The sequence below is a fragment of the Pseudomonas sp. D3 genome, from assembly GCF_029320995.1.
GTDB lineage: Bacteria > Pseudomonadota > Gammaproteobacteria > Pseudomonadales > Pseudomonadaceae > Aquipseudomonas > Aquipseudomonas paraveronii.
In genome coordinates, this window is sequence record NZ_CP119772.1 from 4,897,779 (window position 1) to 4,909,613 (window position 11,835).

At 61.6% G+C, this 11,835-nt stretch carries 11 protein-coding genes; all 11 read left to right on the forward strand.

The window, feature by feature from the left end; all coding sequences use genetic code 11:
• The first annotated feature begins 58 nt into the window (after positions 1-58).
• The 11 genes from ccoN (P3S72_RS22540) (at position 59) to P3S72_RS22590 (ending at position 11,828) form a co-directional block, all read left to right on the forward strand.
• Complete coding sequence (ccoN, locus tag P3S72_RS22540; protein WP_276194291.1) at positions 59-1,483, forward strand: cytochrome-c oxidase, cbb3-type subunit I; 1,425 nt, start codon at positions 59-61, stop codon at positions 1,481-1,483.
• A 10-nt stretch (positions 1,484-1,493) separates the two neighbouring features.
• Complete coding sequence (gene ccoO / locus P3S72_RS22545) at positions 1,494-2,102, forward strand: cytochrome-c oxidase, cbb3-type subunit II (protein WP_276194292.1); 609 nt, start codon at positions 1,494-1,496, stop codon at positions 2,100-2,102.
• A 3-nt stretch (positions 2,103-2,105) separates the two neighbouring features.
• The gene (locus P3S72_RS22550; RefSeq protein WP_017845261.1) at positions 2,106-2,312 is read left to right on the forward strand and encodes a cbb3-type cytochrome c oxidase subunit 3; all 207 of its coding nucleotides are present in this window, start codon (positions 2,106-2,108) and stop codon (positions 2,310-2,312) included.
• A complete protein-coding gene (ccoP, locus tag P3S72_RS22555; protein WP_276194293.1) occupies positions 2,309-3,256 on the forward strand; it encodes a cytochrome-c oxidase, cbb3-type subunit III in 948 nt (315 codons plus the stop codon). Before P3S72_RS22550 ends, ccoP (P3S72_RS22555) begins: the two co-directional genes overlap by 4 nt.
• A gap of 483 nt (positions 3,257-3,739) precedes the next feature.
• Positions 3,740-5,182: a cytochrome-c oxidase, cbb3-type subunit I gene (gene ccoN / locus P3S72_RS22560; RefSeq protein WP_276194294.1), complete on the forward strand. Its 1,443-nt coding sequence runs from the start codon at positions 3,740-3,742 to the stop codon at positions 5,180-5,182.
• Positions 5,182-5,790, forward strand: coding sequence for a cytochrome-c oxidase, cbb3-type subunit II (ccoO, locus tag P3S72_RS22565; protein ID WP_247401679.1), 609 nt, complete (start codon positions 5,182-5,184; stop codon positions 5,788-5,790). Before ccoN (P3S72_RS22560) ends, ccoO (P3S72_RS22565) begins: the two co-directional genes overlap by 1 nt.
• Before the next feature lie 6 nt (positions 5,791-5,796).
• Positions 5,797-5,982, forward strand: coding sequence for a CcoQ/FixQ family Cbb3-type cytochrome c oxidase assembly chaperone (locus P3S72_RS22570; RefSeq protein WP_016775513.1), 186 nt, complete (start codon positions 5,797-5,799; stop codon positions 5,980-5,982).
• The gene (gene ccoP, locus P3S72_RS22575) at positions 5,979-6,956 is read left to right on the forward strand and encodes a cytochrome-c oxidase, cbb3-type subunit III (protein WP_276194295.1); all 978 of its coding nucleotides are present in this window, start codon (positions 5,979-5,981) and stop codon (positions 6,954-6,956) included. The genes P3S72_RS22570 and ccoP (P3S72_RS22575) overlap by 4 nt, the downstream gene beginning before the upstream one ends.
• Positions 6,957-7,291: 335 nt before the next feature.
• Positions 7,292-8,707 (forward strand): cytochrome c oxidase accessory protein CcoG, encoded by a 1,416-nt coding sequence (gene ccoG / locus P3S72_RS22580; RefSeq protein ID WP_276194296.1) that lies wholly within the window; start codon positions 7,292-7,294, stop codon positions 8,705-8,707.
• Positions 8,708-8,722: 15 nt separating this feature from the next.
• The gene (locus tag P3S72_RS22585; protein ID WP_276194298.1) at positions 8,723-9,262 is read left to right on the forward strand and encodes a FixH family protein; all 540 of its coding nucleotides are present in this window, start codon (positions 8,723-8,725) and stop codon (positions 9,260-9,262) included.
• 115 nt (positions 9,263-9,377) lie between these two features.
• Positions 9,378-11,828, forward strand: coding sequence for a heavy metal translocating P-type ATPase (locus tag P3S72_RS22590; RefSeq protein ID WP_276194299.1), 2,451 nt, complete (start codon positions 9,378-9,380; stop codon positions 11,826-11,828).
• The last annotated feature ends 7 nt before the right edge of the window (positions 11,829-11,835 follow it).

Genomic DNA, 11,835 nt, shown 5'->3' on the forward strand with positions numbered 1-11,835 from the left:
GCCTATAACTCCAGCCCAAGTGTCGCATCTGCTTGGGTTGAACCGTGGATGGGGAACCATGAACACTACTTTAAGTACCGCCTATAACTACAAGGTGGTCCGCCAATTCGCCATTATGACGGTGGTGTGGGGCATCGTCGGCATGGGGCTCGGGGTTTTTCTCGCGGCCCAATTGGTGTGGCCTGCACTCAACTTTGACTTGCCTTGGACCAGCTTCGGCCGCTTGCGCCCGCTGCACACCAACGCGGTGATCTTCGCCTTCGGGGGTTGTGCGCTGTTTGCCAGCTCCTTCTACTCGGTACAGCGCACCTGCCAGACCCAGCTGTTCGCGCCAAAAGTCGCTCAGTTCTGCTTTTGGGGCTGGCAACTGGTCATTGTCCTGGCAGCGATCACCTTGCCGCTGGGTTACACCAGCTCCAAGGAATACGCCGAGCTGGAATGGCCGATCGACATCCTGATCACGATTGTCTGGGTGGCTTATGCCATTGTGTTTTTCGGCACTGTGGCCAAGCGCAACACCAAGCACATCTACGTCGGCAACTGGTTCTTCGGTGCGTTCATCATCACCGTGGCCATCTTGCATATCGTCAACAACCTGGAAATCCCGGTCAGTCTGACCAAGTCCTACTCGCTGTACGGCGGTGCGACGGATGCCATGGTGCAGTGGTGGTATGGGCATAACGCAGTAGGCTTCTTCCTGACTGCCGGCTTCCTCGGGATGATGTACTACTTCGTACCCAAGCAAGCCGAACGTCCGGTGTATTCCTATCGCCTGTCGATCGTCCACTTCTGGGCACTGATCACCCTGTACATCTGGGCCGGTCCGCACCACCTGCACTACACCGCTCTGCCAGACTGGGCACAGTCGTTGGGCATGGTGATGTCCCTGGTGCTGCTGGCGCCAAGCTGGGGCGGCATGATCAACGGCATGATGACCCTCTCGGGTGCCTGGCATAAGTTGCGCAGCGACCCGATCCTGCGCTTCCTGGTCGTCTCGCTGGCGTTCTACGGCATGTCGACGTTCGAAGGGCCAATGATGGCCATCAAGACCGTCAACTCGCTGTCCCACTACACCGACTGGACCATCGGCCACGTACACGCCGGCGCACTCGGTTGGGTAGCGATGATCTCCATCGGCGCGCTGTACCACATGATCCCGAAAGTGTTTGGGCGCGAGCGGATGTTCAGCGTCGGCCTGATCAACGCGCACTTCTGGCTGGCCACCATCGGCACCGTGCTCTACATCGCCTCGATGTGGGTCAACGGCATCGCCCAGGGCCTTATGTGGCGTGCGATCAACGATGACGGCACCCTCACCTACTCCTTTGTCGAAGCGCTGCAAGCCAGCCACCCGGGCTACGTCGTGCGACTGGTAGGCGGTGCGGTGTTCCTCAGCGGCATGTTGCTGATGGCTTACAACACATGGCGCACCGTGCGCTCGGCACAACCTGTCGAAGCCACCCCTGCCGCGCAGACGGCCTGAGGAGTCAGTGATGAAACACGAAACGATTGAAAAGAACGTCGGTCTGCTGATGCTGCTGATGGTGCTTGCCGTGAGCATCGGCGGCCTGACCCAGATCGTCCCGCTGTTCTTCCAGGACGTGACCAACAAACCGGTGGAAGGCATGAAGCCCTACACCGCGCTGCAACTGGAAGGCCGCGACATCTACATCCGCGAAGGTTGCGTACAGTGCCACTCGCAGATGATCCGTCCGTTCCGCGCCGAGACCGAGCGCTACGGCCACTACTCGGTCGCGGGCGAAAGCGTATGGGACCATCCGTTCCTGTGGGGCTCCAAGCGTACCGGGCCAGACCTGGCTCGCGTCGGCGCACGCTACTCGGACGACTGGCACCGCGCGCACTTGTACAACCCGCGCAACGTAGTGCCTGAGTCGAAAATGCCGGCCTACCCATGGCTGGTGACGGCGCCGCTCGACAGCAGCGATACCGTGACCAAGCTCAAAGTGATGCGTACCCTCGGCGTGCCTTACACCGACGAAGACATCAGCGGTGCAGTGGCCAGCCTCAAGGGCAAGACCGAGATCGACGCGCTGGTTTCGTACCTGCAAGTCCTCGGCACCGCCATCAAGAGCAAGAGGTGAGCCATGGGATTTGAATTCGATGCGGGCACCATCCGCGGCCTCGGCACACTAGTCGTCGCCATCGCCTTTATCGGCCTCTCGCTGTGGGTATTCAACAACCGACGCAATGCGGAATTCGAGCAGGCACGCCTGCTGCCGTTTGCCGACGAACCCACCGCCACCCCATCCGACGCTCAAGAAGCGCCTGCAACAAGGAGCAATCGGCCATGACTACCTTCTGGAGTACATGGATCTGCGTACTGACCCTCGGCAGCCTGATCGGCCTGACCTGGCTGTTGTTCGGCACCCGCAAGGGCGAGACCAAGGGCAGTGTCGACCAGACCATGGGCCACGCCTTCGATGGCATTGAGGAATACGACAACCCGCTGCCCCAGTGGTGGTTCATGCTGTTCGCCGGCACGCTGGTATTTGCCGTCGGCTACTTGATCCTCTACCCGGGCCTGGGCAACTGGAAAGGCGTCCTGCCGGGCTATGAAGGCGGCTGGACCTCGGCCAAGGAATGGGACAAGGAAATGGCCAAGGCCGACGCCAAGTTCGGGCCGATCTTCGCTAAATTCTCGGCCATGCCGGTGGAAGAAGTCGCCAAAGACCCGCAAGCGCTGAAAATGGGCGGTCGCCTGTTTGCCTCCAACTGCGCGGTGTGCCACGGCTCGGATGCCAAGGGCGCGTATGGCTTCCCGAACCTGGCGGACAATATCTGGCGCTGGGGCGGTTCCGCCGACGCGATCAAGACCACCATCATGGGCGGTCGCCATGCGGCGATGCCGGCCTGGGGCGAAGTACTGGGCGAGGACGGTGTGAAAAACGTCGCGGCCTATGTGCGTCACGACCTGGCCAAGCTGCCACTGCCAGCCGACAGCGGCGCCGACCTGGTCGCCGGCCAAGCCACGTTCAACACCACTTGCGTGGCCTGCCACGGTCCGCAAGGCCACGGCACCGAAGCCATGGGCGCGCCGAACCTGACCGAGCCAAGCGGCTTTATCTACGGCACCAGCCTGGCGCAGTTGCAGCAAACCATTCGCCACGGCCGCCAAGGCCAGATGCCGGCGCAGGAAGTGCTGCAAGGCAATGACAAGGTTCACCTGCTGGCCGCTTATGTTTACAGCCTGTCCCACAACGCTGACGGCGCAACGCCGCAACGCCAGGCACAGTAACGCTTCACCCCTGAACTGCCGCCCCTGATCCAGGGGCGGTAGCTCTACCCTTCTACGCGACCAAGTGTCGCACCCTTCCAAAGCACTGCTTTCCCCTCCTGCCATTCGGGTCTACGCTTGTCTGCACAGTGGATCGGTACGGACCGGTCGACGGTCGACTTGCACTCAATGGGTTGAACGCTTCTGCAGGGATGACACGCGCAAAGGCAGGCAGTGACCGGCTGTCGTGCTACTGACCACTCATCACCTGCGCCGCGTGTTGACACACAGCCAGTCATCCGCCGGCGTGCCCCGAAAAAATTCCTGTCCGATCGATCAGCTTTTGATTTCGGATTTTGTCCTTACATCAAACATGGAAAGGGCGCAGAATCTGGCGTGGAACGTATTGACACAGGTCACCCTTGCGTTGCAATGGCACCTCGGTTTCTACATACTTGCGACCGATTTTTACCTATAAAAAAACCTAAACCGTGGAACCTTAGAATGAGCACAGCAATCAGTCCGACTGCTTATAACTATAAGGTAGTCCGCCAGTTCGCCATCATGACGGTGGTCTGGGGGATCCTTGGCATGGGGCTCGGGGTCTTCATCGCCTCGCAACTGGTTTGGCCGGAATTGAATTTCGGCTTGCCATGGACGACCTTCGGCCGCCTACGCCCGCTGCACACTAACCTGGTGATTTTCGCCTTCGGCGGATGTGCACTGTTTGCCACCTCTTACTATGTCGTGCAGCGAACCTGCCAGACGCGACTGATCTCCGACGGCCTCGCCGCCTTCACCTTCTGGGGATGGCAAGCGGTGATCGTGGGGGCCGGCATCTCGTTGCCGCTGGGCTACACCACCACCAAGGAATACGCCGAGCTGGAATGGCCCATCGCCATTTTGCTCGCGATTGTGTGGGTGACCTACGCGGTGGTGTTCTTCGGCACCATCACCAAGCGCAAGACCAAGCACATCTATGTGGGTAACTGGTTCTACGGTGCCTTCATCCTGGTGACGGCGATGCTGCACATCGTCAACCATGCGTCGTTGCCGGTCAGCCTGTTCAAGTCCTATTCGGCCTACGCCGGGGCGACGGATGCGATGATCCAGTGGTGGTACGGCCACAACGCTGTAGGGTTCTTCCTCACCACCGGTTTCCTGGGGATGATGTACTACTTCGTGCCGAAACAGGCCGAACGCCCCATCTACTCTTATCGCCTGTCCATCGTGCACTTCTGGGCGTTGATCACCCTGTACATCTGGGCCGGCCCGCACCACTTGCACTACACCGCACTGCCGGACTGGGCACAGTCGTTGGGCATGGCGATGTCGATCATCCTGCTGGCCCCGAGTTGGGGCGGCATGATCAACGGCATGATGACCCTGTCGGGCGCCTGGCATAAGCTGCGCACCGACCCGATCCTGCGCTTCCTGGTCGTGTCCCTGGCGTTCTACGGCATGTCGACCTTCGAAGGGCCGATGATGGCGATCAAGACCGTCAACTCCCTGTCCCACTACACCGACTGGACCATCGGCCACGTACACGCCGGCGCACTCGGCTGGGTAGCGATGATCTCCATCGGCGCGCTGTACCACATGATCCCGAAAATCTTCGGGCGTGCGCAGATGCACAGCGTCGTGTTGATCAACACGCACTTCTGGCTGGCCACCATCGGCACCGTGCTCTACATCGCCTCGATGTGGGTCAACGGCATCACCCAAGGCCTGATGTGGCGTGCGATCAACGATGACGGCACCCTCACCTACTCCTTCGTCGAAGCGCTGCAAGCCAGCCACCCGGGCTACATCGTCCGAGCCATAGGCGGCGCGTTCTTTGCCTCCGGCATGCTGTTCATGGCCTACAACGTCTGGCGCACCGTGCGTGCCTCCGACCCTGCAGAAGCCGAAGCCGCCGCCAAGATCGCCGTTGTGGGAGCCCACTGATGAAGCATGAAGTAATCGAGAAGAATATCGGCCTGCTGGCCTTCTTCATGGTTATCGCCGTGAGTATCGGCGGCCTGACCCAGATCGTTCCGCTGTTCTTCCAGGACGTGACCAACAAGCCGGTCGAAGGCATGAAGCCGCGCACCGCGCTTGAACTGGAAGGCCGCGACATCTACATCGCCAACGGTTGTGTCGGCTGCCACTCGCAGATGATCCGCCCGTTCCGCGCCGAAACCGAACGTTATGGCCACTACTCAGTAGCCGGTGAAAGCGTGTGGGACCACCCGTTCCTGTGGGGCTCCAAGCGCACCGGGCCGGACCTGGCCCGTGTCGGCGGCCGTTACTCCGATGACTGGCAACGCGCGCACTTGTACAACCCGCGCAACGTCGTGCCGGAATCGAAAATGCCGGCGTACCCGTTCCTCGTGGAAAACAAGCTCGACGGCAAGGACACCGCGAAGAAAATGGAAGTCTTGCGCACCCTGGGCGTGCCCTACACCGACGAAGACATCGCCGGTGCATCCGCAGCCGTGAAGGGCAAGACCGAAATGGACGCATTGGTGGCCTACCTACAAGGCCTTGGCACCATCATCAAAAGCAAACGGTGATTCTTCATGGATATCGGGATGATTCGTGGCCTGGGCACCGTTGTGGTGATGGTGGCCTTTATCGGCCTGGCCTTGTGGGTATTCAGCCCCAAGCGCAAGTCGGAGTTTGACGACGCAACCATGCTGCCCTTTGCGGATGACCCCGAAGCCATCAAGCACGTCGAGCAAGCTTCTAGGAGTAACAAAGAATGACTACGTTCTGGAGTCTGTACGTCACAGTCCTCAGTCTGGGTACCATTTTCGCCCTGACCTGGCTGCTGCTGTCGACCCGCAAGGGCCAGCGCGCCGAGCAAACGGACGAGACCGTCGGCCACTCGTTCGACGGTATCGAGGAGTACGACAACCCACTGCCGAAATGGTGGTTCATGCTGTTCGTCGGCACCATCGTCTTCGCCCTGGGCTACCTGGTGCTGTACCCCGGCCTGGGCAATTGGAAAGGCCTGCTACCGGGCTACAACTACCTCGACAACGACAAGCAGACCGCCTTCGCCAACGGCCAGACCGGCTGGACCGGCGTGCATGAGTGGGAAAAGGAAATGGCCAAGTCGGACGCCAAGTTCGGGCCGATCTTCGCCAAATTCGCCGCGATGCCGATTGAAGACGTCGCCAAAGACCCGCAAGCGCTGAAGATGGGGGGCCGTCTGTTTGCCTCTAACTGCTCGGTGTGCCACGGTTCCGACGCCAAGGGTGCCTACGGCTTCCCTAACCTGACCGACGCCGACTGGCGCTGGGGCGGCGAGCCCGCGACCATCAAGGAAACCATCATGAAAGGCCGCCACGCGGTGATGCCGGCCTGGGCCGAAGTCATCGGCGAACAAGGCGTGGCCGACGTGGCGGGCTTCGTGGTGACCAACCTGGACGGCCGCAAACTGCCGGAAGGCGCCAAGGCCGACGTGGCCAACGGCGGGAAACTCTTCGCCACCAACTGCGTGGCCTGCCACGGCCCGGCCGGTAAAGGCACGCCTGCCATGGGCGCACCTGACCTGACTCACCCGGGTGCGTTCATCTACGGTTCAAGTTTCGCCCAACTGCAGCAGACCATCCGCTACGGCCGCCAGGGCCAGATGCCTGCGCAGGAGCAACTGCAAGGGAACGACAAGGTGCATTTGCTGGCCGCGTATGTTTACAGCTTGTCCCATGGGGATAAGAAGGCTCAAGAGCAGTAAGACGAAGCAGCAACAAAAAGGCCCGTTCATTGAAAAGTGATGGGCCTTTTTTGTTGCAGTTGCCTGAAAACACCGAAGATTCAATGTGGGAGGGGGCTTGCTCCCACATTGGATCGTCAGTGTTTTGAAGACTGAGCCCGCAAAAACCGTCCATACTTCACAAGTCAATTGATCCACGTCACCTACACCATCAATTGATTTCCCCCAACGCGACCAAAGGTCGCACCCTTTGCGCGTGATCGGGGGCGTATCATTACGCCACTGCAAGACCCTTCATTTGACCCCGACTGGCACGTACTGGCCGAGGCAAATCTCCACCGCCGTGGGATGCAATGATGAGCAACCAAATACCGGTACAAGACGTTACTCCACCTGCCAAAAACGCCAACAACGGTGTCGACCTCTACGCGTCGCGAGAGAAAATCTACACCCGCGCCTTCACGGGCCTGTTCCGCAACCTGCGCATGCTTGGCGGTGCCGGTCTGTTCCTGCTCTACTTCGGCACGGTGTGGCTGAACTGGGGTGGCCACCAGGCCGTATGGTGGAACCTGCCGGAACGTAAGTTCTTTATCTTCGGTGCAACCTTCTGGCCCCAGGACTTTATCCTCCTCTCGGGCATCCTGATCGTCGCGGCCTTTGGCCTGTTCTTCATCACGGTGTACGCCGGACGCATCTGGTGCGGGTATACCTGCCCGCAAAGCGTGTGGACGTGGATCTTCATGTGGTGCGAAAAAGTCACCGAAGGCGACCGTAACCAGCGCATCAAGCTGGACAAGGCGCCGATGGGGGCTAACAAGTTCCTGCGCAAATTCAGCAAGCACACGCTGTGGCTGCTGATCGGCTTTGTCACCGGCATGACCTTCGTCGGTTACTTCTCACCGATCCGCGAACTGGTGTTTGACTTCTTCACTGGCCAAGCCGATGGCTGGTCGTATTTCTGGGTCGGCTTCTTCACCCTCGCCACCTACGGCAACGCCGGCTGGCTACGCGAACAGGTGTGCATCTACATGTGCCCCTACGCGCGCTTCCAAAGCGTGATGTTCGACAAGGACACCCTGATCGTCTCCTACGACCCGCGCCGCGGCGAAGTCCGTGGCCCGCGCAAAAAAGGCAGCGACTATAAGGCCCAAGGCCTGGGCGATTGCATCGAGTGCACGATGTGCGTACAGGTGTGCCCGACCGGCATCGACATCCGCGATGGCCTGCAAATCGAGTGCATCGGCTGTGCCGCGTGCATCGACGCCTGCGACAACATCATGGACAAGATGGACTACCCGCGCGGCCTGATCAGCTACACCACCGAACACAACCTGTCAGGGCAGAAAACCCACAAGCTGCGTCCGCGCCTGATCGGCTATGCGCTGGTGTTGCTGGCAATGATGAGCCTGTTGGCCACAGCATTCTTCCTGCGTCCGCTAGTGGGTTTCGACGTCAGCAAAGACCGCGTGCTGTACCGCGAAAACGCCGAAGGGCGGATCGAAAACGTCTACAGCCTGAAGATCATGAACAAGGATCAGCGCGACCACACTTACGTGCTTGACGCTGCCGGCCTGCCGGACCTCAAGCTGCAAGGCCGCCGTGAAATCAAAGTGGCTGCCGGCGACATCGTCAGCATGCCGGTAGAACTGTCGAGCGCGCCGGAACAACTGCCGTCGAGCACCAACGAGGTGGTGTTTATCCTCAAGGATGCCGATGACACCAACGTTCATATTGAAGCCAAGAGCCGATTCATCGGCCCACAAGTTCGTTAACGAGAGAGCAGAACAATGCCCGTAGCCACTGCCGCAAGTCCCTGGTACAAGCACCTCTGGCCCTGGATCATCATCGCAATCCTGGCCTGCTCAGTGACCTTGACCTTGTCCATGGTGACCATTGCAGTGAACAACCCGGACAACCTGGTCAACGACAACTATTACGAGGCAGGCAAAGGCATCAATCGCTCCCTGGACCGCGAACGCCTGGCCCAGACCCTGCAGCTACGTGCCAAGGTTCGTCTGGACGAGTTGACCGGCGAAGTCGAACTGCACCTTACTGGCTACAGCAACCCGGCCAGCCTGGAACTGAACCTGATTTCGCCGACCCAGCCGGAGAAAGACCGCAAGATCAACCTGGCCCGCAGCGACAGCGAACCCGGTCGCTACATCGGCCAGGTCACCGACAAGGTCGAAGGCCGGCGCTTCGTCGAACTGCTCGGCGTGGAAGGCGACAGGACCTGGCGCTTGTTCGAAGAAGAACAGATCAGCCACGACAAGGACTTGCTGCTGGGGGATGAACCGCTGCAGGGTGCTGAAGACCTGAAGAAGTAAACAGGCTGCGCTTCACACATCGCGGGCAAGCCCGCTCCCACATGGACACCGCAATCCACTGTGGGAGCGGGCTTGCCCGCGATGAGGCCCTACCCGCCACCAAAGATCTAACGCCATGACCACCCCAACCCCCTGCTACCACTGCGCCCTGCCCGTTCCACCCGGTAGCCGCTTCACCGCCGTGATCCTCGGCGAGCGCCGCGAACTCTGCTGCCCGGGCTGCCAGGCAGTGGCCGAAGCAATCGTGGCGGGCGGGTTGGAAAGCTATTACCAGCACCGCAGCGAAGCCTCGGCCAACCCCGAGGCGCTGCCGGTGCAACTGGTGGACGAATTGGCGCTGTATGACCGCGCCGATGTGCAAAAACCCTTCGTGCGCCACGACGGCGAACTGGCCGAAGCCACGCTGCTGATGGAAGGCATCAGTTGCGCCGCCTGCGGCTGGCTGATCGAAAAACACCTGCGCAGCCTGCCCGCCGTGGCCGAGGCGCGCCTGAACCTGTCCAACCATCGCCTGCAAGTGCGCTGGGCCGACGGACAACTGCCGTTGAGCCAACTGCTCAGTGAGCTGCGCCATATCGGCTACGCCGCCCACCCCTATCAGGCAGACCGCGCCGCCGAGCAATTGGCCGGCGAAAACCGCCTGGCCTTGCGCCAACTCGGCGTTGCCGGCTTGCTGTGGTTCCAGGCGATGATGGCAACCATGGCCACCTGGCCGGAATTCAATATCGACCTGAGCTCGGAGCTGCATGTCATCCTGCGTTGGGTCGCGATGTTTCTGACCACGCCCATTGTGTTCTACAGCTGTGCGCCGTTTTTCAAGGGCGCCATGCGCGACCTGCGCACCCGCCACCTGACCATGGACGTCTCGGTATCCCTGGCCATTGGCGGGGCTTACCTCGCAGGGATCTGGACCGCGATCACCGGCGTGGGTGAACTGTATTTCGACGCGGTGGGCATGTTCGCGCTGTTCCTGCTGACCGGCCGCTACCTGGAGCGGCGTGCCCGCGAACGCACAGCCGCCGCGACCGCGCAGTTGGTCAACCTGCTGCCGGCCTCGTGCCTGCGCTTGAATGCTGAAGGTCAGAGCGAACGCATCCTGCTCCCCGAACTAGCCCTGGGCGACCGCGTGCTGGTTCATCCCGGCGCAGTGCTGCCGGCAGATGGGGTGATCCTCGACGGCCAGTCCAGCATCGATGAATCCCTGCTCACCGGCGAATACCTGCCGCAACCGCGTCAAGTCGGCGATGCGGTAACGGCCGGCACCCTCAACGTCGAAGGCGCGCTGACCGTCGAAGTCCGCGCCTTGGGCCATGACACGCGCCTGTCCGCCATCGTGCGCCTGCTGGAGCGGGCCCAGGCGGAAAAACCGCGCCTGGCGCAAATCGCCGATCGCGCCGCGCAGTGGTTCCTGCTGTGCTCGCTGATCGCTGCCGTGCTGATCGGCCTGTTGTGGTGGCAGTTGGACGCATCGCGGGCGTTCTGGATCGTACTGGCAATGCTCGTGGCGACCTGCCCGTGCGCGCTGTCGCTGGCCACGCCGACCGCCCTGACCGCCGCCACCGGCACCCTGCACAAACTCGGTCTGCTGCTGACCCGTGGCCATGTGCTGGAAGGCCTGAACCAGATCGACACGGTGATTTTCGACAAGACCGGCACCCTCACCGAGGGGCGCCTGGCGCTGCGTGCGATCCGCCCCCTGGGCGCGTTGAACAGCGACCAGTGCCTGGGCCTCGCCGCCGCCCTGGAAAATCGCTCCGAACACCCGATCGCCCGCGCCTTCGGCCGAGCGCCCCTGGCCGCCGACGAAGTGCTCAGCGCCCCCGGACTCGGTCTGGAAGGCTGGGTGGGCGAGCGCCAACTGCGCATCGGCCAGCCAGGCTATGCGTGCGAACTCAGCAGTTGCCCGATCCCTGCCGCGCCGGATGAAGCCGGGCAATGGCTGCTGTTGGGCGACCGTGACGGCGCCCTCGCCTGGTTCGTCCTGGATGACCGCCTGCGCAGCGACGCCCCCGCCCTGCTCGCGGCCTGCAAGGCCCGCGGCTGGCGCACACTGCTGCTGTCGGGCGACAGTTCGCCGATGGTCGAAAGCGTCGCCGCCGAACTGGGCATCGACGAAGCCCACGGCGGCCTGCGCCCCGATGACAAGCTGCGAGTGCTGCAACAATTGCATAAAGAAGGGCGCAAAGTGCTGATGCTCGGCGACGGGGTGAACGATGTGCCGGTGCTGGCCGCTGCCGATATCAGCGTGGCCATGGGCTCGGCCACCGACCTGGCAAAAACCAGCGCGGATGCGGTGTTGCTGTCCAACCGCCTGGACGCCCTGGTACAAGCGTTTACCCTGGCGCGCCGCACCCGTCGGGTCATCACGGAGAATCTGCTGTGGGCCGGACTGTACAATGGCCTTATGCTGCCGTTTGCGGCCCTCGGTTGGATCACACCGATCTGGGCGGCGGTCGGCATGTCCCTCAGTTCGTTGACCGTGGTGCTCAACGCCCTGCGCCTGACTCGCCTGCCGAGCGCGCCGGCCGTCGGCGCCCCCTCAGTAACCCGTCCGCTGCCGGTATGAGCCGCAC